Below are 23,227 nucleotides of genomic sequence, written 5' to 3'. Positions count from 1 at the left end.
AGTCGGCTAAGTTGACGGCATCACTCTCCCATGCGGCCGACAGGCGGTTTCTCCCTCTCAGCATTGAGGAACCTCTCATGAGAATTTTTTTCGCCACTTCGTCGCAAAGCTACAACAAGCCAAATTACGAAAATAACAGCGAATATCGCGAACAAGATTATTCCAATGGGCACGCTCGTGTTCCTTTTGGGCCGCACAAAATAGCTGAATTCAAACGCCACATCGCCCCCGGGGCCGCTACATGAGCATATCGCCGAAGCTGACTGGCTCCCACTGCAACCGAGCAATGTTGGCTTGGCGCAAAATCCGTCGATGGACCAGACCATCAAAGCTCAAATGCAGAAGGAACTCACAACAAACGCTCTCCGCGTCCTAGCGGACACGAATAGCTTTGCGGGGAAGGTGCTTGGCGGGCCGCATGTGGGGCTAGATGATCAAGAGAAATTCCTTCTGGCTCACCGTTGGAGAATGTTGCGGTTCTCCCAAGCCATCGAGGTCTCTGTTCGCGCTAATCTATTGGATCCCTCCGGCGCTCTGCTTCGCGTTCTCATCGAACTTGGATACGTAATCCTAGCTGTAGCTGAAGACCCCACCAAAATTATCGATCTGTTCAAACAAGGGCAAGCGGAAGGCCGAAAGGCCCTTGAAGGTCTCAAGAAGGGTTTGACCCTGCATGAGCGTGCTGACCACTTAACAGATGCCTTTCTCGATGCTGAGATAGCGGATTTGGATCCAGGTTCAGGTTTCGTCGCCCATAACTGGGCAGGTCTTGCGAAATCGAAAGCAAGCTATGTCACGATCTATCGGCTTGTCAGCAGGCATTCCCATGGAGGAACAGCAGGGACGCTTGACTATTTCGAGGGCCTAGACGGAGACTCGCTACAACTGCGCCCGAACGTTCCTGCGAATTTGGCCTCCGAGTACTGCTTAGTTGCAGCTTCGCTGATGTTCGACGCGCTCACAGCACTTCCGTTGCAAACAATGACAGCCGACCGCGCCGCGGAACTTGAGCAGATGAAAGTGATGTGGGCTGCACTAATGGAATCCAATAACAAATTAAAAACATCTGATGCTTGTTGAAGCATTCAACGCAAAAGTTGATGGTTTAGCTTGAATCAGATTGACGTGCTCTAAATCCCGAAAGGCACTTATGGGTATTCAAGTCGGCCCCGTTCGCCAGCACTGGAATTACTTTCTCGCGCTTGATGACGACATAGTTCGAATGTCCAGATTTCTGGAACCTACAACTGCCAACTTTCAAGCCTTTTCGCTCGAACTAGCACGTATTCTTATTACAGCCGCATCCGAAGTTGATGTCGTGGCGAAGCTGTTTTGCAAGAAAATTGATCCCGCGAGTAAAGCCCGAGACATAAATGGCTATCGGAAGGCGATTGTTCCCGCATGCGACAAGCTCTCTGGTGCCATTGTTACCTTACCAAAGTTCGGCCTGACGCTCACCCCATGGGAGCAATGGGAGAAAGACCAAAATCCTTTTTGGTGGAAAGCGTACAACGATGTCAAGCATCATCGGGGCGAGCATTTCGCAAGTGCAAATCTTCACCACGCACTGAATGCCGTGGCTGGCCTGTATTTGCTGTTGCTGTTCCTATACAGAGAGGATGGAGTTAACGGTGCACTCTATCCTGACCCAGTTCTCTTTCATCCGGGACCGCCCTTTGAAGTTGACTACCCTGCTTTTGGAAAACAGGTAGCCCTCTACTTCTTTCAGGGGGAACAAATGGGCCCTCCCTGATGCGTTGAATGTTCAACAGTGCGCCGACCTAATTAGCCTCTCTACTTTTATGAAAAAACTAAAAATAACGGTGGCTATTTTGGCGGCCTTACTTATCTGGTTCTGTGCCGCACTTGTACGTGTGGAGAACGAGCGCTATGCCCTAGCAGTGGGGCTTTGCAAGTACGATGCAACGTCCCTGCAAATGTTCACTTGCCTTCAGCACATCAGCACGCGCACAGCCTGGTGGTGGCACTTGTACTACGCCCTTTTTCCTTAGGAAGGTAGGCAAGTCACCAGACGGACACCCTCAATTCACGGCATTGCGAATAGCAGAGGACCAAGCAACAAGAGTTTGCCAGGCTGGAGCAACATTTGGAATAGTTTGTACGACCGAAGCAAGTCCGCCAAGAAGAGCGCCTAGTTTCAGTTTATTTGGTGAGTCTAAATTCGCCTGCACCCTAATTTCGTTAACAACTTCGACCACTTCAGTCTTCTGAGACTGGGTCAATGTCTGTGACGCTTGAAGTGATTGAGTCAGCACCTGCAACGCCGATAGAACCTCACTTCTATCTGGCGATGTGACAGTTTGCGTGATGACGGACGTAGAGTTATCGCCCGTTTGGATAGCACCGACAGGAGCATTTACGTTAAAGGTATTTCCCATTGCTGACTGTCCCCGTTGCTGATTGGCAATCCCGGTAATTAAAAGTTGAATCTTCGCCCCATACTGAGCATGTAATCGGGTCAATGCTCGTGGAATTTCTGGCAACTCTATAGGCTGCAGAAGCCCTTTAGAAAGTGGCACAAGCCGGGCATCGCGCGCTTCAATCAATGTGTGCGCCAACTGCTCTAGGCGAATCGAGAACATTTGCTGCAATTGAACTATCCGAGCCCCAATGTCGACAACAGGCTCTGCTTTGTGCGCTTCCACTAAAGCCGAGTAAAGGGCGGCAGCAGAGGCCGTCATCTCGTCCCTAGCCAATTTATCCAACCCCAGTATATGAACTGAAGAATGATAGAGCCCGCGAGCATTAAGCTCTGAAGCCGTGGCCATGGCGGACGTTTGAAAGCGCTCTGAGGCCTCTTCCTCGACGATGCGCCCCAGAGTGTTGAAGCTAATTGCAGATTGAGAACTTAGCATTCCTAGAGCATATCCCACCTCTATTTGAGACGATTACTTCTACACTTCGGCCCTAAAGGGAAAAAAATGGAACCTCTTAAAGTTGGTGACGTAGTTCAGCTCAAGAGCGGCGGGCCAAGAATGACAATCCAAAGTATTGGTTCATTCCCTTCATTGGGCATGGACAACGCGGCTGAATGCGTTTGGTTTGATAGCACGACTATGAACAAGCAAGTCTTTGCACTTGACATACTCATACGTTACGTAGTGACCCCGATAACCATCAGAACAGGGCGACGATCCAGCTTTCCATAGACTCATGAAGCTTTTACTGAACGAGCCCAGGGAGGGCACGTGTGATGGAGCGCCTTCGTGGTAGATTCCCGTGGTAGCTGTCATCGGGTACCACACTGGTAGGCCCTTACAACAGCTTAGGGGCACCTGTTTGATGCATGAAGGCATCTCTCCGGCACCATTTACCGCGGTAACGCGATAGTGGTTACTAACCGAAAACAGCTGGTGTCAAATTTGATGACAGTTGGTTTTCACAAAAGCACAAGCCCTCGATTGAGGGCTTTTTGCTTTTCTGGACCCGAATGCGCATCCTTGATCACGGGGTTCATGGATCAGCCCAACGCAGACCCACTTGACGAGCTACCGCGTGCGGCCACGCTTCGGGCTGCGACGCATCAGGAGGCTCACGCCTTGAAAACCGGGATCGTGCCGCTGGCGTTTCGCCGGTCGCCGGCGGCCAGCAAGAGCTGCCGCAAGCGCTCAATGTTGGCCTCACCCTTGGCCAGTGCATCTGCGGAGGTGTGGACGGAGTAGCTCCCAAGATGCAAATCATGAGGATGGGGTGTTGCGGACCCAATCACGAAGATGGCATCGCCAGCTGGGTCGGCCTGCAACTTGATGGGCTGGACTGCCTGCTCAAAAATGACCAATTCGCCGGCTTCGGCTGGGGTCTCCCCGACCAAAAGACCGCTTGAGACCGCCAGCCAGGCGAGCGGCTCTGCCGAAGGGGGCGTGAACGTCCACTCGGTGCCGGCGGCCAGCCTCACCAGCAGGTAGGTCACACCCTCAGGGGCGCGTGCCGGGCTGAGGACGCCTTCGTAGCTGCCGAGAATCACGTGCGCGGGCCCGGCAGTCGGGACGTGCCCGGCTTCAAGGTACTGGCTGTCTACCTGCTCGTGCTCAAGGTCGGAGCGCAAGGCAATCCAGAGCTGAAACCCCTTGGCTCTCGGCGTCGTCCCGCCGGACAGCTCTTTGCCGTGCCACACGCCCTTGCCCGCGCGCATCCACTCGAAGCCGCCGAAACCGATGTGGCCGGTTCCGTCTGTGGGGTCGTCGAATCTCAGGTCTCCGTCGGTGATGACGGTGATCGTTGCAAGTCCCGAGTGCGGATGAATGGAGAAGCCCGCTCGAGGGTCGTGGAGGTCGACGTCAAAAAGATCGAGAAACACGTAGGGCTTGAGCATGTGGCCAAGGTCCGATGGGCTCATCAAGCGGGTGATCGGGCCGTGTGTAGTGCCGCGCGTCCTGAAGGTGACGCGGCGAACGCTTTCGCCGGCGGAAACCGGCAGGTCGTTGGTTGGGTTCATGGTTTCAGGCCTCATCGGGTTTGAGGGTAGCCGCCGAAGTGTTTGATCGGTGACCAGGCGGGCAGGATCTCGGGCAATGCCGGCGAAAGCGACTGGTAATCCTGCGCGCCGTACACCACCCGGCCATCCATGACGGTCAAGACCGAGGCGATGGACTTGATCTGGGATTCGGCCACCTCGAAGTAGTCCCTGTCGAGCAGCACGAAGTCGGCGAGGTGGCCGGGGGCGATCATGCCCAACTCGGTTTCGGCGTTCATGAACCACGCCGCACCGCGGGTGAAGAGCCTCAGCGCTTCGGCGCGTGACAGGCGGTTGTCCCTGGCCAGCACCTCGGTTCCGGAGACCGACTTCCCCGACACCATCCAGCTGATGCCGACCCACGGATTGAACGAGGCCGCCCGGAAGGCGTCAGTGGTCATGGCCAGGGGGATGCCGCTGTCAACGAGTTGGCGCAGGCGCGGGGTCAACAACGCCTTGTCGCGGCCGTGGGTCTTGATGAAGCCGTCGCCGTGCATCGCCATCTTGGCGTCCAGGGCGATACCGCCACCCAGTGCCTTCACTCTCGCAATGTTTGCCGGACTGATGGTCTCGGCGTGTTCAAGGCTCCACCGTAGACCGTCGAGCGGCATCTTCTCGTTCAGCTTCTCGAGTGCATCGAGGAAAGGCGTGATGTTCTCGTCGTAGCTGATGTGCTCGCGGAAAGGAATTCGCCGCTGGACCAGCTTTGAGACGTCCCGCTCCACCAGTTCCCGCATCTTGTCCGGCTCGATGACGACCGCCGGACGGTCGAAGTTCTCATGATCGTGGACATCCGCCGACAGCAACTCGCCGGCGCCGCGGTAGACGTGGCCGTGCGCCAGCTGCGGATGCAGGTTGTGCCCGGGACTGATAGGCGCCGTCTTGGTGATCGCCGTGAGTTGCGCGTCCACCACGCTGCCCTCTCCAAACTGGATGTCCACGAAGGGCATGCGGATGTTGAGACGGTTATCGCGGGCAAGGGCGTCCACGGTGGGCACTGCCTTGGGATACCCGCGGAAGCCCGTTCCCGCATCGACGATGGACGTGACCCCGAAGCGGTTGAGGCTGTGGACCGTCTGGACCAGCGAGCTCACTTCCTCGTCGAAAGAGAGCTGGGGGACCATGGTCTCCAAGGCGATGAACAGGAACGTGTAGCCATGGATCACACCGGTGTACTTGCCCTGCGCATCCTTCTCCAGCTCGGTGCCCGGCAGCTTGGGAAACTTGTCGGTGCCCACGCCGAGGGCATCCATCGCCTGCTGGTTCATGAAGGCGCGGTTGTAGGCGTACTGCACGATCAGCGGGCGATTGGGGACGGCCCGGCGGAGTTCGTCCAGGGTGGGGAAGCGCTTCTCCTCGAACTGGTAGGGAGACCACCCGCCAATCACCTTCACCCAATGGCCTTCCGGTGTCCGTCTGGCTTGCTCGCTCAGCATCGCCAGGGCCCGGCGCAGCGTCGGCACGCCGTCCCATCGCAGGGTGTAGTTGTATCCACCTTCGTTGAGCACATGGGTGTGCGCGTCGATGATGCCCGGGATGAGTCGCCGGCCGCCTGAATCGATGACCCGGGTGTTGGCGTTCTTCAAACCCAGCACATCGGCATCCGTGCCGACCGAGTAGATGCGGCCGTTTTTGACGGCCAGGGCGGACGCCGCGGGTTGCCCGGGATTGCCGGTGAAGATCCTGGCGTTGTGCACGATCAGGTCCGCGCCCGGCGCCTCTTGCCTGGCTTGTGCATGGGTGTTGGCCAAGCCGTTCACCACCATGAATCCGATCAGTAGTATCAACTTCACTGCTATTTCTCCATTCGAGGGATTTGAAAGACCGCCACCGTGCGGCGATCAGCGAACTGAGCTCCGCGGCGGTGTGTGCTGGATGTGGATATGGCCTGCCCGGCCCGGCACAGTCAGGGATCGTTTTTGCTGGCGGCAGGACGATTCACTGATGGCCTGAGGCGAATCTTTGCACCATTCTTTGTGGTACGGTAGACCTCAAATTTGCGCATCTGTGTCGCATAAACAGGAACACCGGATGGAGATTGAAGAACTGCGAACCTTTGTGGAAGTTGCCGACGGGGGAGGCATCACAGCGGCCTCCCTTCGTCTCGGCGTAGCCAAGTCCATCGTCAGCCGGCGGCTCATCAGGCTTGAGGCCGAGCTGGGCGTTCAGTTGCTGGCGCGCACCACGCGGGGCGCATCCCTTACGGAGGCGGGTGCGACATTTCGCGACTATGCGGCCAGGGTGTGTGCCGAGATAGAAATTGCCAAAGAGACGATCCTGCCCGCCGGCGAGCTTCGGGGCCGCTTACGCGTCGCGGCGCCGCTGTCCTTCGGCCCCACCCACTTCGCGCCCGTACTCGCCGAGATGGCGAGCCGGCATCCACTGCTTCACATCCAGACCTGCTACAGCGACCGCTTCGTCGACCTGGTTGCTGAAGGCTACGACTGCGCAATCCGCGTCGGCCATCTCGCGGACTCCAACCTGATGGCTCAATGTGTCGGGCCTGTGAACGGGAGCCTGGTCGCCAGCCCGGCCTACATCAAGGCGCACGGCGCACCTCAAACACTGGACGAACTCCTGGATCACGAAGCGCTGATGCAAGGCACGGAAACCTGGCAATTGATGAAGGAAGGCAAAGTCGTAACTGTCCGGCCCCAAGGCCGCTTCAAGGCAGACAACGGCATTGCGCTTGTCGCAGCGGCGGTAGCCGGTATAGGCATCGGCTACCTGCCCCTTGGACTCACCCGCCCTCATCTGGCTTCCGGCGCACTGGTGACGGTCATGCCGCAACACCCCACCAGGCCGGCAGGCGCCTACGTGGTGCGCCCACCTGGCCAGCATCCCGCGCGGAAGATCAGGGTCCTGACAGAAATGCTGATGGACTATTTCAGCAAGTTTCCCGACTTCGACTTTGGGGAGCCTCAAGCTTGAGCAGTGGCCTCTTCCGGCACGAATCTTCTTGATGTCTCTTAGTGTGCTGAATGGTCGCGCGGGTCAAGGTGACGCTGGTGACACAGTCCAGGTTGACAGAACCGAAGCAAATTACGACTGCCTAAGTATGGTCGTCGCGTTTCAGAAAATTTGAAGCGGGACAACTCCAAGGTCTCCAGCCGGATATAAACAAGACGACTTGTTCGTTTTCGGGCAAATGGCTTTGGCCTTCGTCAAGATTCTTTTTTATTCTGATGCGAGATGCTTGACGACGAACACCGTTGGCATCAACCAAAATAGGTGAATCTACCGAACCAAGCACCGATGACAATCGACCAAAAGACAACGCCCAGGCAGCAAACAGATTTGCAACTCCGGCGACAAGCATCAGCAGTGCTGTCAATCCAAAAAGAACAATTTGTCCATTGGTAGCATTACCGGATTGCTGGAGAAAAAAAGTCTTCTCTGCAGAGTAGAGAAACAAAGCGATCCCCGCAACACCAAGCAAAAATAGGAACGTTAATCTCATTACCTGCATAAGAGAGACTCCGGGGCGTTGTTCGTGTCGCTGTTGGATTTCACTTTAATCTGGCCCCATTTTTCGCAGCCGCTTGCCTATCAGAGTCCTGAAATATAGACCTCAAGTTCTGTGCAAAAGGACATCACCAATGGCTCAATGCTCGGTGGGAAAGTGGATGAAACAACCACGAAAGTCCACACAGCGGGCTTTGAAACCTGAGCGCCGCTCGCACGAAAGATTGTTTCCCAAGCTCCTGGGGAGGCTAGTCCCGACGGGTCCGTGAACATTAAGGGACTGCCCTCCACATACAGACAGTTGTTGGGTCGTCCGAGCCCCTCCGCTGGAATGAATCAGTGTCTCTTTCGAATTTTCACGATGATCATGGCAAAGAAAACGATCATCATGATCACGGCTGTTAGAAGTGAAACATCAAGAACTCGATCCTGCTGCTCTGTGATGTACCTGTTTACGCCGTGATTGTTCAGGATGACTGTGTGAGTCACATCCGGCGTCTGCATTCCCTGAGAAAAGTAATGCTTGAACAAGAAAACGTGAATAACAACAAACACCGGGCCTGAATAGCCCAGCAGGAACTTGATCAGTGTGCTTAAGAGTTTTCTCATCGACTAATTTACCTTGCAGGTGCAGTCTTGCGATTTCGTTGTAGGCAGCTGGTCGTCGTGGGCGTGGCGCTGCCGGTGTTGGCCGGCTGCTGAGTCTGGATGGGCCGGCCGAGTGGATCGTGGTTGCCGTCGCCTAGACTAAAGCCGGCCTCTTCTACGAATCAGATCAATTGCAGAAGCGATATCACGCCGGGTAAATGGCTTTGTGTTTACGACGAGGTGGCGGTCAACACCGTAATCGATAACCAGACGCGGAATCCGAATATCTCTGCCGGCAATGCTCCATTTCACCCAAGTGCTTCTGACGGCAGAAATTTCGTCGATCGGGACAAGCACAACCCGGTAGAAGCCATCCCGATAGACGATAGAACCACTGTAGACCGTAAGTTGAAACCCACGTAGCCAAAAGACCCATACCCCCCCTACAGCAAAGGAAACGAGCGCCCCTCCATTTCCAACCTGTCCGTGGGGGATGCCAGCTAGCACGTATAGAACGCCGAGTACGAACCAGATCCCCGCGAGTGCCGCGTACGCGCTTGAAGCGGCACGAATCGAGAGATCCGAATCATCGCTGACTTCTAAATCAGAACGTTCACTCATGCCCCCTCCTTCACCATCCAAAATACTCGCGGGCACGACCAAACATCGTGGATCCGACCGCACCAGTGGCAGCTCCCTGACCTGCGGCATATTCGTAAAATGCCCCTTTTCCCATCTTTATTGCAGTACTTGGGGTAACTGAGTTGATAGTGCCATTCTGCGCCTTCGTCAATATTTGCTTAAACACTTGGAGGTCACTCCCCCGACCGGAGTTTATGCCTGGGATGCGAGGGCGACCAGGAATGAACCCGGTCGCGGCGCCAAAGACCGTATCGAACGCAGCACTCGAAAGATCCACCTCACACTGATTGCCGGTCGCATAGTTGGCGAGCTGAGTGGTTAAATTGCCCGCGAGTCCTCCGGCCGCGCCAGCAAGAAACGGGTTTCCGGTATACAGCAGCGTCTCGCCGCCAACCGCCCCACCGACTGCGGACCCCAAATAGTCTCGCCAGTTGCTTCGGTTTCCCGTCACCACATCACCTATAAATCGTCCCCCTACCCCGACCAGAGCACCTCCTACAGCAAAGACAATGTCATCCCCTCCGAACCAAAGTCCTTGAGGATCCACTCTTCCCAAGGGATATCCTCCGACGTAGGAAAAGGTATTGATTCCGCCGCCTAGTCCAATCGGATCAGACTGCATATACCTCCCGATGCGCGGGCTGTACTCTCGGTTCCAGTTTTGGAACAAGCCGCTCTCGGCATCAAACACCTGGCCGGGTAAGCGTTGGTTAAAGCTGAAAGTACCCAGGCCATTGGGGTTCTGATCTGGTGTCGTGGCTCCAAAGGCCTCCGCCGAGTCCCAGCGCCAAGCAATCGCGTCATCGCTCTGTCGTGTGATGATGCGTGGCACTCCGATTTGGTCCGTAGAGACGTTATACAGACTGATCGCGATATCACCCGCCCCAGCTGTTCCCGTCAGTTTGACCACTCCAACCGGAACACCCATATAAATTGTTTCATAAACAGGAACTCCGTTGACATCATATTCACCAAGCAGCTTGCCCGACTCGTCATAGACATAGTAAATGGCGCCCGTCGGGACTAAGGCCGTCGGCCCAGTCTTCCCAACCCGTATCTCCAGCGCGTTGTAGCTATAAGTGACCGTGCCACCGCCATTGGTCATCGTCGCCAGCCGTCCCCGGTCGCTATATGTGAAGCTATTGGTTCCATCGCTCGTGATATTACCGGCCGCGTCATGCACGACAGTCGCCATACCACTCACATCCTGGATCTGGCTCAGCTTGTTGCTGGTGGCCGAGATGGTGTTGGGGTAGCTGGTGCCGCTGATGACCTTGGCCGTGCGGTTGCCCGTGGCGTCATAGCTGTACTGGATGGCTGTGCTGCCCAAGGTGGCGCTGACCAGGCGGTTCAGGTTGTCATAGCCAAAGCTCTGGTCCAGTGCGGGAACGGGCGTTCCGTTGCTGACATGCGTGTAGCCGGTAATGCGCCCTGCGCTGTCGCGGACGATGGTGCGGCGGATGCCAGTTCCTGTGGAGTCGCCGAGGTTGTAAGCACTGATCTGGCCGTTGGCGTCGTAGCTGATCGCCTGGGTCTTGGTGCTGGCCCAGGTCCAGCCCGTGAGCTTGCTTTCGGCATTGGTGGTGATACCCGAAAGCATAGGCAAGGTACTGCCGGTGTTGGTGCCCACACCGTTGGTATTCGGCGGATTGACCGTGATGCCCGAGACCACACCCTGCGCGTCATAGTTGTAGTTAACCCGGGTTCCGCTGGGGTAGGTGATGGCCGTTAGTTTGTCCAGCGCGCTTCCGCTATCCCCCCAGGTATACCCAACCGTAAAGGTCTTGCCGCCCGTGGTCTGGGTTTTTCCGGTCTTGCGGCTCATGCCGTCGTAGGTGTAGACAACCTGGCCGGATGCATCGGTGATCTTGGTGAGCTGGCCTATGGCGCCCGGGACAAGCGTGGTGCCGCCGTCGTATTCAAAGACGCTCCCGGTGCCCGTGGGGTAGCTGATGGTTTTGAGGCGATCGCCGTTGTCGTAGGTGTACTGGGTCAGCTTGCCCCTGGCATCGGTCTTGGTGAGCAGCTTGCCGAGGGCGTCGTAGGTGTACTGGCTGGCGCCCGTGTCGGGGCTGGTCTGGGCGGTGACATCACCCAGGCCGTTCGGGCTATAGGTCGTGGCCAGATTGCGCGGGTCGGTGACCTGGGTCAGGCCGTCGGCGGCGTTGTACGCAAAGCTGGTGGTCGTTGGCGTCGCGCTGCCGGTGTTGGCCGGCTGCTGGGTCTGGATGGGGCGGCCCAGGCTGTCGTAGTAGGTGTAGCTGGCGAGACCATTGGGGTCGAGCACCGTGGTGGGCCGGCCCATGGCGTCATAGCCGAATTGCCAGGTCATGGGGCCAGGCGAGGCGACGTTGATGACGACGCTGATGCCGGTGGAGGTGGATGGGTCGTTGTTGGTGTCGCCCGCATAGTCCGCGCTCAGGGTATGGCTGCCCAGGGCCAGGGCGCTGGTGCTTACGCTGGCGACACCGGCTGCCACGGTGCTGCTGCCTACGGTCGCGCCGCCGTCCTTGAAGGTCACGGTGCCCGTTGGGCTGGCGCCTGTGACGGTGGCCGTCAGCGTGATGCTTTGCCCGAGCGCGGCCGTGCCGGCGCTGCTTGAAAGCGCCGTGGTCGTCGGGGTGGCGGCGAGGACCATGGCCGGGGCCATGGCAATGAACATCACCAGGCGGCTTAGCCACGCGGTGAAAGCCCGGGTCGGGGCTCGGGTGGGGCTAGGGCGGCGCATGCTGACTCCTCCTGCTTGAGTGGCGGCGGTTGTTGTGATGGTTGTGCTCGTGTTCAATTGCTCGCTCCCGTGACTTGTTGCACGCGGTTCAGGGCGTCGTAGACACGCGTGATGTTTCTTTGCAGGTTGCCCGAGGGGTCCTTGACCTGCTCGCCTGTCTTGTTGCCTATGTTGTCGAGCGTGTAGGTGACCGAGTTGCCCTTGGCGTCGGTGACGCCGGTCAACCTGTGCGCGGCGTCATAGCTGTAGCTCATCGTGGTGGCATCGGGCATCACCACCCCGGTCAGTTGGCCCGCGTTGTCGTAGGTGTAAGTCGTGGTTCTGGCGGCGCCGCCCGGTGGTGTCACTACCACGCTGCTGGTCCAGCCTCTGGGGGTATAGGCTATGTCGGTCACGATTCCGTTGGGATCGACCATCTGGCGCACGCGCCCTGACCTGTCGTATTGGGTGAACTGGGTCACGTGACCCACGGCGTTGGTGACGCTCTGCAGGTCGCCCGCCATGTGGCCTATGTCGTTGGGGTTGATCACGGCGGCAGGAGGGGCGACATTGGGAAAAGCCTGCGCGGGCGGGGTGAAGTTCGCCGTGTAGCGGGCAAGGCCCTTGGTCACACGGACATCGTCCAGATGGCCATGGAACTCACGGTCGCCCCCCGTGTAAGCCCCCCCAATACGAAGAGGGCTGGATGGATCCGCCTTGGGCCATGTTGCGCGCGAGGCTTGCAGCAACCCGTTGATAAATAACCTTGCCGTAGTGCCGTCATCAGCTAGCGCCACATGGCTCCAGGCGCCTAGCTGCAACGCCGTCGTACTTGAGAGTCCGCTCGTAAACAGCCAACTCGCGTTATTGGACGAGCCGAGAATGTTGATGAGGCCGGTTGACGAAGCAATATCAATTCGCACTGGCGCTGGCGTCCCAATTTGATCGCTTTGCACATACAACCAGCTGGTGGTGGATTTGGAACTCGAAGGCCGGATCCAGAACTCAATGGTGTAGGCACCGGGGAAATGGAAGTCAGGACTGTCGGCCAGCGTGATCGCGGTATTGGACGCGTCAACACCATCAAAAAACAGCGAGGAGACGCCAAACTTGCTCTGTGCCGTTCCTATACTCGCCCCCCCTGCAACCGTTACGCTCTTGGGGTTTGGACTGCTATCGACAAGGGTCGTCGATCCGTTGGTGCCATCGCCATGCAGCAACAAACTCACCAATTGGATGTTCTGGTCAAAGGAGTCCGGCAGCTGAACTGGCGTGAAGCTACTTGTACCGTAATAGGTATAGCTGCGCGCCACTATGCCGTTCGGATCGGTCTCCGTGGTGACGAGGCTCTGGGGGTTGTAGGTCCAAGTGGTGACACGGCTGATGTTGCTGCCGATGTCCGTCGCGGTTTGGCTCAGCAGGTTGCTCGCGCTGTCATAGGTGTAAGTCGCCGTTCTGTTGGCTTCGGTCACAAGCACGGGCAACCGATAGGTGGCGTGCCACTGCGTGGTGGTTGTTTGTGTTTCCGGCAATCCCACCGCCTTGGTGGTCGTCAACGGCAAGCGCCGGTTGATGTCCCAGGTGTACATGGTGTTGACCCCCAGGAAGTCGGTCTCCTGGGTAATAAAACCGTTGGAGTCCTGCACCCGGCTGGCTGCCGAACTGTTGCCGCTCCCGCTAGGCTTGTCGGCGCCCAGCACAGCGAGCTTGCCTTTGTTGGTTCCATAGTTGTAGGTGCGCTGGGTGCCCAGCGGGTCCGTCACCGTAGCCGACCCGCCAGCGCCATAACTGATGCTATGCAGCCCTGCCCCGCCGGCGTACTGGGTACTGATGCCCCGGCCCTGGCTGTCGTAGGCGTAGGTGGCCAGGCGGTTGCCCTTCTCGTCAATGATTCCGGTCAGCAGTTGCGGATAGGTGGTGTTCTCGTAGAGGTAGGTCTTGCTCACCGTACCGCCTGTAAGGCCGGGGTAATTGACTGTGGTCAACCGGGCTGTGGCGGCGGTGCTGTCGTAGCCGTAGCTGATGGCCCGGCCCTCGGGTGCGGTGACGCTGCTCAGTTGGCCGGCGGCGTTGTATTTAAAGCTTAAGGTGCGGCCGAAGTGGTTGGTTACGGCGACAAGCAGGCCTACAGAGGGCGCAATGCTCGCTGGGGTGCCGACGGTACTGTAGGTATGCGTTCGTACCCACCCGTTCCTTTGCGTTACGGTCAGCAACCTGCCCGTCGCATCGAACTGCCACAAAGAGTCGTCGTCCACCTTCTTGTATTGCAAACCCGCAGCGTTGGATGTGAGAATGTCTGCGCTGTTGGCGGGTTTCCAGGCGTTGGTGGTTGTATCCCAATTGAAGCCCCGCACACTGCCATCGCCAAACAGCACGCGAGCCATGCTCCCGGCCATACCGCTGATCCCCTCCTGCTTGAGGAAAGTAGAGTGGTTATGCGACCAGGGTTTGCCCAAACCGGCGGCAATCGATCCGGTGGCCGGACCGACCACCCGGCTGCTGCCGTAGCGCCTGGCGAGGCTCAATGCATCGGGTCCTGAACCGGCGATGTCTTGCTCATCGAGAATCTTCTCGCCAGTCGCCGGGATGATCGGCTTGCCTACCTGGAGGCCATCATCTCGCGAGCAGGATTTTGCTTCCGACGTTGATCCTGTTTCGATTGCAGGAGGAAGCGGAATACATTCCCCGTTGTCATTCCGAAATTGGGTGTCACCGCAGTTATTAGGGCGGCTACAGGTCGCCCCACCGGCGTCAAGGCTAAATCCCTGTGGGCATACCGTCCAGCTTGTCCCACTTCCCGCCAGTCGATTGTCGCCGGTATAAATCACGCAGTTTGCTCGGCCTTGAAATGGTGAGTAACCCGGCTGCCCTCTGTTGAAGTGGCATTGTTCTGCAATAGGCGCACATCCAAATTCATCCTTGGTAACAAACTCATAGGTGGCGGCGGGACAAATTGGATTGTTCCAAGGCGAACCCCAACCTTTAGGCCAGCCCCACAACTTTTCCGCGGGAATCGTTTCACCCCATGTAGGTGAACTCAGGGCGAAAAACAAAACCGCCATGTACAGCAAGAAGGCCCGCTTCGTTTTTGCTGCAGGCACCGCACTCTCTACGCGACAGCTGCCGGGCCGTGTTTCAATCGCCGGCTCGATGTAGTTCATTGGCATTGTTTTCAATTGCCAGCTCCCGTAACTTGTTGCACCCGGTTCAGGGCGTCATAAACGCGCGTGATGTTTCTCTGCAGGTTGCCCGACGGGTCCTTGACCTGTTCGCCGGTCTTGTTGCCCATGTTGTCCAGGGTGTAGGTGACGGAGTTGCCTTTGGCGTCGGTGACGCTGGTCAGGCGGTGGGCGGCGTCGTAGCTGTAGCCCAGAGTTGTGCCGTCCGGCAGGGTTGCGCCCGTCAACTGGCCTGCGTTGTCATAGGTGTAAGTGGTGGCGCGTGCGGCGCCGCCGGGTGGGGTCACCGTCACGCTACTGGTCCAGCCTCTTGGCGTATATGCAATGTTGGTCACAACGCCGTTGGGGTCGGTCATCTGGCGCACGCGCCCTGCCCTGTCGTACTGCGTGAACTGAGTCACGCGGCCCAGCGTGCTGGTGACGGTCTGCAAGTCGCCCGCGCTGTGGCTCACCTCGTTGGGGTCAACGACGACGGAAGCGGCGTTGGGGAAGGCCTGCGTGGGCGGCGTGAAACTGGCTGTGTAGCGAGCCACGCCCTTGGTGATGCGCACATCGTCGATATAGCCCAGCCATGCTGCTCCGCCCGTGTGCGAGACGTAGGCTTGCGCAACTGACGTGATGTTGCTGCCGTCGGCCCAGGACGTCACGGCGCTACCCGAGAAGTTGTTGTTGCGCAAGGTCAGCAGGTCGCCGTCCAGGAAAGCCCGAGCCAACCCGCCGCTGCGCGTGAAGGCCACATGGTGCCAGGCACCGGCAAGGCTGGTTTGCGTGTGCTCCGAACTGTAGAGCGGGGCAAATGCCGTGGACTCGGACGCGAACTGAAGCCTCCCGCCAAACCCACCGTCCCCGAAGCGGATGCTCATATAGGTTGAGCCCCAGGGGATGACGACAAGATTGCGGTACCCACCGCCCGCCGAGGACAGGTAGAACCAGCCCTCGATCGTGAAATCACCGGTCCCAAAACTAAAGTTATTGCCGGGGCTGGCCGGCACGGAGAGATAGTCGTTATCGCCGTCAAAGGCCATGGCCGAGCCGCCGAATTTGCTTTGCGCCGTGCTGATCTTGGCGTTGCCGACCGCGGTAACCGTCTTGGGCGACGAAGCGTGGTCTGTCATGACCGTCGAGTTGTTGGCGCCGTCGCCATGCAAGAGCACGCTCACCGAAGCAAAAGACGGATCTGAACTGGCGTTGGGATCAGAAAAGCCCGCCGATGTGCTGTAGTAAACATAGGTGGTCACACGATTCAACGGGTCAGTGTTGGTAAGCATTCGTCCTTTGCCGTCATAGGTAAATCTGGAGCTACGCGGGGCGACACCGACATCGACAGTGGCGGCAAGCCCCATGGCACCATCGGCATCCGTGGTGACTTGCACCACCTGCTTGCACACTAGGGGTAAGGTTTTGCCATTGGACAGAGCGGGCGCAGTAGTGCAGTTGGCCACGACGTTGCCATTAAACGGATCGGGCTGGCCGTGATACACCGTGGTGGCGAGCAACAAAGGCTCGCTTACCTTGATGGGCAGTTGCCAGTCCGCATGCCAGTTGGTTTCAATCTTCCGGCTTCCGGCAGGCAGGGTTGACCCACCGGGAAGAACGCTGGCACAGGCCACGGTATTGGCCAGGCCCTCGACCCGCACGCTCTCCCGGCCGCTGCTGTCATAAGCGTAGCAACTGCGCTGGCCGGTGAAATCGTCCTGGCTGGCCAGGTTGCCGTTGGCGTCGTAGCTCAGGGCGTTGCTGGCCGCCGCGCAGCCCGAGCCGGCGGGCTGGCTCATGCCACTCAGGGCAGGCACGCCCTGCACGTTGGCGGCAGCGATGACGCTGGTCTGTCCGTTGGGCAAAGTCAGCACCACACCCGAGGGCACCACCAAGTCATGCACGCGGGTAGTGATCTGGGTGGCCGCATCATAGGTCTGCGTCATCACGGTTTGTGGCGGCGTGCCGTAGCTGGCCGCGTATTTGTTCACGCCGGCGCCGATTTCGGTGGAGATGGCACGGCCCTGGCTGTCATACGCAAAAGTGGCATAACGGGCGTTGTTCTCGTCCATCACGCCGGTCAGCGCCCAGGTCAAGCTGGTGTTCTCGTAAAGGAACTGGCGCGTCTTGCCGTCTTGCCAGGTCAGTGAGATCAGGTTACCACCCGTGTAAGCGGCGGTGATGTTGCGGCCCGTGGTGTCCACAATCTTTGACACCAGCCCATCGGTGGCAGCCACGCCGCCTGCCGGAAGCGTGTATTCGAACTTGATACTTCGCAGAGTGTTGTCCGTCACCTCCAGCAGATAGCCGGCCGCGGGAGCACGTGAGCCAGCGGCCTGGCTGTAGCGAAAGCTCAAGGTGTTTCCGGCGGCGTCAGCCATCAAGGCCAGCTGTCCGGCGGCGTTGTACTCTTCAAAAGTTCGCGAGGCTACCTGGGTGTAACGATAGCCGTTCGGGATGACCTGCAGCTTGTCGCGAACGTCGGCCGTTGCGTCAAACACATTGGTCTGGGGGTTGAAGTTGAAGTTCACCACCCGGCCGTTTCCGCGGAACAACTGGGCGCCAAAGCCACCGGTACCGAGCTTGATGTTGCGATGCAGGCTGCTTTCCCACAAACCACCCAGCGCGGGTGCGCTGCCCAAAGCCATCGGCGTCAGTCCGGCTGACGCCGCGGTAAACACCTTGCGGTTGTCGTAGGTCAGAACAAGAGGCTGGCCACCCAGCGACACGCCCGTTTCCAGGGTGTAGGTTTCCGCTCCCACCAGGGGTGAAATAGGTTTACCCACCTTGAGGTCGGCAGGGCACGCAAGAGGAGGTTTGGAGGTGTTGAAGACGTTCACCACCGTGCCGCCTACGCCGCCTGGGGTGCAGTCCTTTTTTGCGGCATTTTCCAGATAGCCGGTTTTGCAGGTGCAGGTGGAGCCGGACACTGTTGCCGTGACAGGGTCGGGACACCTATAGACAGGGGCCGACGGAGCGACGGCTGTTTGTGTGCCGGGCCCGCGATTGTTGATCAGTATGAAGACACCTTGAGCGTCATAGCCGTCATCAAAACAGTTATCACCAACAAGACGCGGGTTACGCTGTGTATACCCCTGAACAAACGGCGAATGTGAATTACTGATGGTGAACATAGCGGCAGCGGCCACACAGGCAGCTAGCCTCGTAGGGTGTTCGCCCGTCGTCAACGGCGTATTGTCATAAGCGACGTAGGTGTACCTGTAGGTAAAGCATGGCGCAACAGTGCAGACCGTCGGGTCAGCCGTTGCCGGGAAAGAAGCAATGGCATTCGTCCCGGACAGGCAACCTAACAGCACAACGGCGCGGGCAGCGGACAGGCACAACAGCGCGAGGGATTTCATGATTGCCTTTGATTTTTTTGACGCCTCGCGCGGGAGGCATTGAATAGACGGCCTGGCGCCTTCACCCATGGAAGGCGGCGGCTGAAGATTGGTAGCGTTGGACGACCACAACCGATTCACCCGCACCACGTCCGGCGAAAGCCATTCACACAATCCCATGGAATCCCTCGTTGATTTTTTCTTGTCGCTCTTGTCGCGCGCGAGCCGCGCAAATGAGCCCGCAGTCTAGTGACGGGTGTTGCACCTGTCACCCTCCATCTGCATGAGAAAAATCTTGAGTGTGCGTATGAGGCAACGAAATCTTTCGCTTCAAAAATCCCGCGCTTATCAATTTCACAGGCTTCTGGCAGAATCCGCCGGCCCATGTATTTGGCGCAGGCAATTTCAATTCGATTTCAGCTTGAGTTGAGTACCTTCTCAGTATCTATTTGCACCGAGCTGCACAGAGCTAAGAAGAAATAGAGCGCGTATCGCGCCAGGCAGAACTGCCATCAAAAAAATAATTTTTATGGCATTTGTTTAATGCGAGCAGTCGCACCACAAGCGCCAATACATTCCGGTGCCGGGCTTCGTTCTTGCCATTACCCAGTTCAGCGAAGTCCGACCCAAACTCGGATCAGGCTGCGGAGAAACGCAGAACCAAGCCCCTTCAATTTCCGCAAAGCTGCGGCAACACAGCAACAAACACCCCGCCTTTTACAAATGCACCACCCCCGAAAGTACACCTTTCGTTAACACTCTGTTACGATAAACGACGCCCTGAACAGAGCCCTTCGAGAGCTCAGTTTTCCAAGTCATTTGTTCAGCCCACCGCCCCCCGTGGATAAGAACAAATGAGACAAAGCCGCTTGATCAAACACCTGGCCCGTTGCGGCCTCACCGGCATGCTTGCAATGGCGGCCGCCTCAACGGCCCTCGCGGCCGATGAGCGTTTTGACATCACGCGTTTCCAGGTTGAAGGCAATACCCTGCTGCCCGCGGCGGAAGTGGATCGCCTGGTCGGCCCGCTGGCCGGGCCGCAGCGCGGTTTTGCCGACATCCAGCTGGCGATTGAAGCCTTGCAGCAGGCTTATCGCAAAGCCGGCTACAGCACGGTGCTGGTGTCGGTGCCCGAGCAGGAACTGGCCGGCGGCGCGGTGAAGCTGCTGGTGCGGGAAAGCGTGATCTCCTCGATCACCATCAGCGGCAACGAACATTTCGACGAGGCCAACATCCGCGCCAGCCTGGTGCGGCTGCAAGTGGGCGGCGCGCCCCGACTGGGCGCGATTTCCGAATCCATCCAGCTGGCCAATGAAAGCCCGGCCAAGCAGGTCGGCGTGACGCTGGCCGAGGGCGAGAAACCCGGCACCATAGACGCCAAGGTCCTGGTCACCGACCACAAGCCGCTGCGCCTGATCACCACGCTGGACAACACGGGCTCGCCGTCCAGCGGCCGCTGGCGCACCGGCGTCGCCGTACAGCATGCCAATCTCTTCAACCGCGACCACGTGGGCACGCTGGCCTACACCACCTCGCCCGACAGCCCTTCGGGCGTGAACCTGAATGTCTTTTCGGTGGGCTACCGTGTCCCGCTGTATGCCTTTGGCGACAGCGTCGACTTCATCTACGGCAAATCGAGCGTCAATTCGCCGGCCAGCTCCCCGGTGCTGGGCGGGCTGCTGGGCTTCACGGGCAAGGGCGACGTTTATGGCCTGCGCTGGAATCACTTCCTGGGCCGCAGCGGCGAAAGCACGGCCAAGCTGGTGCTGGGCCTGGACCACAAATTCGTCGATTCGCGCTGCGAGGTCGGTGGCGTGACGGTGAGCATTGCGCCGCCCACACCGCCGATTGCCTCCTGCGTGCCTTACAAGACCACGCCGCTGAGCATCACCTACAGCAGCCAGACTGAGGGGGTCGACCAGATATCCGGCTACAGCGTCGGCCTGTCGCGCAACATTGCCAGCGGCGAGCGCTACACCAATATTGACGGCCGCACCGACCGCTACTCTTACCTGACACCGGGCAACCGCGCCACGCGCGACGATTTCATGGCCGCGCGCGGTACGGCCTCCTGGTTCAAGGCCCTGGCCGGCGGCTGGCAGGCCAGGCTGGCCGGCAGCGCGCAGTTCACCGACACGCCCTTGCTGGCCGGCGAGCAATTCGGCCTGGCCGGATCGACGGCGGTGCGCGGCTTCCAGGAGCGGGCCGTGGCGGCCGACAGCGGCATTGTGGCCAATGCCGAGCTGTACACGCCGGAACTCGCCGGCAGCGTCGGCCTGCCGGGCCAGCTGCGCGGCGTGTTTTTTGTTGACGCGGGCCACGGCGCCAACAACAAGGTGGGCAGCAGCGGCGTGCCCGGCAGCGTCACGGTGTCCAGCCTGGGCGCCGGCCTGCGTTATGTCTTCAGCCGCGATTTCAGCCTGAACGTGGACCTGGCGCGCGTGAACAACGCCGGCACCTCCCTCACGGAAAAACGGGGCGACTGGAATGCCCACCTGAGCGCCTCGCTGGCGTTCTGAAGAAGACGAAGAAGAACACAAGGTCCATCACCATGATCACCATGCATTCGAACCTGCATTCCAGCCCCCTTCGCCTCTCGCTGCTGGCCAGCGCCCTGTGGGTGGCCTGCGCCACGCAGGCTTTTGCCCAGGGCTTGCCGGCCGGCACCCTGCCCACGGGCTGGAACGTCACGTCGGGCAACGCGGCGATCACGAAAAACGGCAACACGCTGACCATCAACCAGACCAGCCAGCAGGCGATCGCCAACTTCGCGACCTTCAGCGTCGGCTCCGGCGCGATGGTCGACATCCACCAGATCAACAGCTCCGCCGCGCTGCTGGCCCGCGTCACCGGCGGCGACCCGTCGCTGATCCAGGGGCAGGTCAGGGCCGACGGCGCGCTGTGGCTGATCAACCAGGCGGGCATCATGGTGGGGCCGGGCGCGCGCATCGACGTGGCGCGGTTTATCGCGAGTTCGCTGAACGTCAGCGACAGTGACTTCCTGGCCGGCCGCATGAACTTCAAGGGCACGGGCACGCCGGGCGAGGTGCGCAACGAGGGCACCATCAACGCGGCCAGCGGCGGCAGCATCTACCTGGTGGGCGCCAACGTCGCCAATACCGGCAGCCTGAACGCGCCCCAGGGCGAGGTGCTGCTGGCGGCGGGGCAAACCGTGCAGTTGGTAGACACGGCGACGCCGGGCGTTTCCGTCGCTATCACCGGCACGCCGGGCGAAGCCCGGAACATGGGCCAGATCACGGCGGAAGCCGGCCGCATAGGCCTGGCAGCGGGCCTGGTGAGCAACAGCGGCACGATCAGCGCCTCCAGCGCGGTGCGGGAAGGGGGCCGGATCTTTTTGCGCGCTTCGGGCGACGTCAGGACCTCGGCGACCTCCAGCATCAGCGCCAACGGCACGACCGGCGGCAATGTGGTGCTGATTGCCGAGAACGCGGCCTCCATTGACGGCCAGGTGTCGGCCACCGGCAGCGCGGGCCGCGGCGGCTACGTCGATACCTCGGGCAAAATTTCGCTGGACGTGGTCAACGTCCCGACGGTGGGCCAGGGCGGCGAATGGCACATAGACCCCTTCAACATCGAGATCGTGGCGGCCGGGCCGGATGCCGGCGTCGTGGGCACCAATGCCATCACCTCCAATGAGACAGGCGCCCGTATCAACGCGGCGACCATCGTTGCCCAGCTCGATGCCGGCACGAATGTGAGCATCACCACGGGCACGGGCAACCCTGCCATGGACATGGCGCACGGCGACATCACGGTATCGGCTGCCATCAACAAGACCGCCGGGGGCGATGCGGCACTGACGCTGAACGCCAACAACAACATCATCATCAACGCGCCCATCACCAGCACCTCGAACAAGCTGGCCCTGAACCTGAACAGCAACTACCTGAACAACTACCCGGCGGACAACCACGCGGTGCAGCTCAATGCCAACCTGGCCCTGAACGGCGGCGCGCTCACCGTGTCGCAAAGCGGGGGCAATGGCAACGGCACGCTCAACATCGCGGGCGGCACGACGACGCTGGCGGGCGGCTCGGCCATCAACGCCGCGGGCGTCAATGTGCAGGCCGGCGGCACGCTGGCCGGTGCCGGCACCCTGGCGCTGGGCGGTAGCGGGACGCTGCTGAACAACGGCGCCGTGTCACCAGGCACGGCAGGATCCGTCGGCACGCTGTCCATCCAGGGCAAGTACACGCAGGGCAGCACCGGGGTGCTCAACATCAAGCTGGCGGCCACCGATAGCTTTGACAGGCTCGCCATCAGCAACACTGCCAGCCTGAACGGCCGGCTCAACGTCCGCGCGCTCAACGGCTTTGTGCCGCTTGCCGCGTCGTTTTACAACGTTGTGACGGCAACGGGTTCGGGCAGCGGCAGTTTCAGTACGGTCGATGCACCCAACATCACCTCCGCCGCCGGCACGGCGAACCTGGCCGTCAGCTACCCCGGTACAGGCACTACCGTTGCCCGCATCACGACAACCGCTTCCTCAGCGAGCATCTGCTCGACCTCGCCCAATTCAATGCTCTGCCAGGTGCTGTCGGCCGCCATCCCTGTCGCGGTCGCGGTCCAGCCCGCCACCACGGCGGCCACCACGGCGTCGAACATCATCGTCAGACAGCTCAGTCCCGGCGGGGCGCTGTTTATTTTCGAAGGTGAATCCACCCCCGAACAGGTCGCCGCCATGCCGGTTTCCATCCCGGCGGCCGGCAGCTCGGGAACTTCGTCGGCGTCCGGCAATGACGAGAAAAAGAGCGACAAAAAAGACGATCAGATGATCATTAAAACCGTTACCAAAACGGCACCGCCACCGCCAAAAACCTTCTGCAACTGAGGT

General features: G+C 59.4%; 16 protein-coding genes. 7 read left to right on the top strand and 9 right to left on the bottom strand.

Going from position 1 to position 23,227, the window contains the following annotated elements:
- The first annotated feature begins 77 nt into the window (after positions 1–77).
- The 3 genes from AC1D0O_RS10170 (at position 78) to AC1D0O_RS10160 (ending at position 1,753) form a co-directional block, all read left to right on the top strand.
- Positions 78–245: a hypothetical protein gene (locus AC1D0O_RS10170; RefSeq protein WP_477653410.1), complete on the top strand. Its 168-nt coding sequence runs from the start codon at positions 78–80 to the stop codon at positions 243–245.
- A 67-nt stretch (positions 246–312) separates the two neighbouring features.
- Positions 313–1,080, top strand: coding sequence for a DUF5677 domain-containing protein (locus tag AC1D0O_RS10165; protein ID WP_477653409.1), 768 nt, complete (start codon positions 313–315; stop codon positions 1,078–1,080).
- 70 nt (positions 1,081–1,150) lie between these two features.
- The gene (locus tag AC1D0O_RS10160; RefSeq protein WP_477653408.1) at positions 1,151–1,753 is read left to right on the top strand and encodes a hypothetical protein; all 603 of its coding nucleotides are present in this window, start codon (positions 1,151–1,153) and stop codon (positions 1,751–1,753) included.
- A gap of 289 nt (positions 1,754–2,042) precedes the next feature.
- On the opposite strand, the gene AC1D0O_RS10155 is transcribed toward AC1D0O_RS10160, so the two are convergent.
- Positions 2,043–2,789 carry a hypothetical protein gene (locus AC1D0O_RS10155; protein WP_477653407.1) on the bottom strand — a complete coding sequence of 249 codons (747 nt, stop codon included), beginning with the start codon at positions 2,787–2,789 and terminating at the stop codon, positions 2,043–2,045.
- 153 nt (positions 2,790–2,942) lie between these two features.
- Here AC1D0O_RS10155 and AC1D0O_RS10150 point away from each other — a divergent pair, with 153 nt between their 5' ends.
- A complete protein-coding gene (locus AC1D0O_RS10150; protein WP_477653406.1) occupies positions 2,943–3,170 on the top strand; it encodes a YodC family protein in 228 nt (75 codons plus the stop codon).
- Positions 3,171–3,553: 383 nt separating this feature from the next.
- Here AC1D0O_RS10150 and AC1D0O_RS10145 read toward each other — a convergent pair whose 3' ends face one another.
- Together AC1D0O_RS10145 and AC1D0O_RS10140 are read right to left on the bottom strand one after the other, a co-directional pair.
- On the bottom strand, positions 3,554–4,456 hold the full coding sequence (locus AC1D0O_RS10145; protein ID WP_477653405.1) for a pirin family protein: 903 nt from the start codon (positions 4,454–4,456) through the stop codon (positions 3,554–3,556).
- Between the two features lie 11 nt (positions 4,457–4,467).
- On the bottom strand, positions 4,468–6,267 hold the full coding sequence (locus AC1D0O_RS10140; RefSeq protein WP_477653404.1) for an amidohydrolase: 1,800 nt from the start codon (positions 6,265–6,267) through the stop codon (positions 4,468–4,470).
- Between the two features lie 238 nt (positions 6,268–6,505).
- On the opposite strand from AC1D0O_RS10140, the gene AC1D0O_RS10135 reads away from it, so the two are divergent.
- Positions 6,506–7,405: a LysR family transcriptional regulator gene (locus tag AC1D0O_RS10135; RefSeq protein ID WP_477653403.1), complete on the top strand. Its 900-nt coding sequence runs from the start codon at positions 6,506–6,508 to the stop codon at positions 7,403–7,405.
- Positions 7,406–7,526: 121 nt separating this feature from the next.
- Here AC1D0O_RS10135 and AC1D0O_RS10130 read toward each other — a convergent pair whose 3' ends face one another.
- From AC1D0O_RS10130 to AC1D0O_RS10105, 6 genes are all read right to left on the bottom strand, one after another.
- Complete coding sequence (locus AC1D0O_RS10130) at positions 7,527–7,943, bottom strand: hypothetical protein (RefSeq protein ID WP_477653402.1); 417 nt, start codon at positions 7,941–7,943, stop codon at positions 7,527–7,529.
- 332 nt (positions 7,944–8,275) lie between these two features.
- Positions 8,276–8,548, bottom strand: coding sequence for a hypothetical protein (locus AC1D0O_RS10125; RefSeq protein WP_477653401.1), 273 nt, complete (start codon positions 8,546–8,548; stop codon positions 8,276–8,278).
- Positions 8,549–8,686: 138 nt separating this feature from the next.
- The gene (locus tag AC1D0O_RS10120; RefSeq protein WP_477653400.1) at positions 8,687–9,148 is read right to left on the bottom strand and encodes a hypothetical protein; all 462 of its coding nucleotides are present in this window, start codon (positions 9,146–9,148) and stop codon (positions 8,687–8,689) included.
- Between the two features lie 10 nt (positions 9,149–9,158).
- Complete coding sequence (locus AC1D0O_RS10115; RefSeq protein WP_477653399.1) at positions 9,159–11,831, bottom strand: Ig-like domain repeat protein; 2,673 nt, start codon at positions 11,829–11,831, stop codon at positions 9,159–9,161.
- 119 nt (positions 11,832–11,950) lie between these two features.
- Positions 11,951–15,037 (bottom strand): LamG-like jellyroll fold domain-containing protein, encoded by a 3,087-nt coding sequence (locus AC1D0O_RS10110; protein WP_477653398.1) that lies wholly within the window; start codon positions 15,035–15,037, stop codon positions 11,951–11,953.
- Between the two features lie 11 nt (positions 15,038–15,048).
- Positions 15,049–17,961 carry a LamG-like jellyroll fold domain-containing protein gene (locus tag AC1D0O_RS10105; RefSeq protein WP_477653397.1) on the bottom strand — a complete coding sequence of 971 codons (2,913 nt, stop codon included), beginning with the start codon at positions 17,959–17,961 and terminating at the stop codon, positions 15,049–15,051.
- 1,265 nt (positions 17,962–19,226) lie between these two features.
- Here AC1D0O_RS10105 and AC1D0O_RS10100 point away from each other — a divergent pair.
- Positions 19,227–20,891 carry a ShlB/FhaC/HecB family hemolysin secretion/activation protein gene (locus AC1D0O_RS10100; RefSeq protein ID WP_477653396.1) on the top strand — a complete coding sequence of 555 codons (1,665 nt, stop codon included), beginning with the start codon at positions 19,227–19,229 and terminating at the stop codon, positions 20,889–20,891.
- A 32-nt stretch (positions 20,892–20,923) separates the two neighbouring features.
- On the top strand, positions 20,924–23,224 hold the full coding sequence (locus AC1D0O_RS10095) for a two-partner secretion domain-containing protein (RefSeq protein ID WP_477653395.1): 2,301 nt from the start codon (positions 20,924–20,926) through the stop codon (positions 23,222–23,224).
- Positions 23,225–23,227 lie beyond the last annotated feature (3 nt).

The organism is Polaromonas sp. P1_F2 (genome assembly GCF_056405735.1).
This window is presented reverse-complemented; position numbering and strand designations above follow the sequence as displayed.

Coding starts and splice junctions, on each gene's coding strand:
- AC1D0O_RS10170 (WP_477653410.1), top strand. CDS start 78: ATGAGAATTTTTTTCGCCACTTCGTCGCAAAGCTACAACAAGCCAAAT.
- AC1D0O_RS10165 (WP_477653409.1), top strand. CDS start 313: ATGGACCAGACCATCAAAGCTCAAATGCAGAAGGAACTCACAACAAAC.
- AC1D0O_RS10160 (WP_477653408.1), top strand. CDS start 1,151: ATGGGTATTCAAGTCGGCCCCGTTCGCCAGCACTGGAATTACTTTCTC.
- AC1D0O_RS10155 (WP_477653407.1), bottom strand. CDS start 2,789: ATGGCCACGGCTTCAGAGCTTAATGCTCGCGGGCTCTATCATTCTTCA.
- AC1D0O_RS10150 (WP_477653406.1), top strand. CDS start 2,943: ATGGAACCTCTTAAAGTTGGTGACGTAGTTCAGCTCAAGAGCGGCGGG.
- AC1D0O_RS10145 (WP_477653405.1), bottom strand. CDS start 4,456: ATGAACCCAACCAACGACCTGCCGGTTTCCGCCGGCGAAAGCGTTCGC.
- AC1D0O_RS10135 (WP_477653403.1), top strand. CDS start 6,506: ATGGAGATTGAAGAACTGCGAACCTTTGTGGAAGTTGCCGACGGGGGA.
- AC1D0O_RS10130 (WP_477653402.1), bottom strand. CDS start 7,943: ATGCAGGTAATGAGATTAACGTTCCTATTTTTGCTTGGTGTTGCGGGG.
- AC1D0O_RS10125 (WP_477653401.1), bottom strand. CDS start 8,548: ATGAGAAAACTCTTAAGCACACTGATCAAGTTCCTGCTGGGCTATTCA.
- AC1D0O_RS10120 (WP_477653400.1), bottom strand. CDS start 9,148: ATGAGTGAACGTTCTGATTTAGAAGTCAGCGATGATTCGGATCTCTCG.
- AC1D0O_RS10115 (WP_477653399.1), bottom strand. CDS start 11,831: ATGTTCATTGCCATGGCCCCGGCCATGGTCCTCGCCGCCACCCCGACG.
- AC1D0O_RS10110 (WP_477653398.1), bottom strand. CDS start 15,037: ATGAACTACATCGAGCCGGCGATTGAAACACGGCCCGGCAGCTGTCGC.
- AC1D0O_RS10100 (WP_477653396.1), top strand. CDS start 19,227: ATGAGACAAAGCCGCTTGATCAAACACCTGGCCCGTTGCGGCCTCACC.
- AC1D0O_RS10095 (WP_477653395.1), top strand. CDS start 20,924: ATGATCACCATGCATTCGAACCTGCATTCCAGCCCCCTTCGCCTCTCG.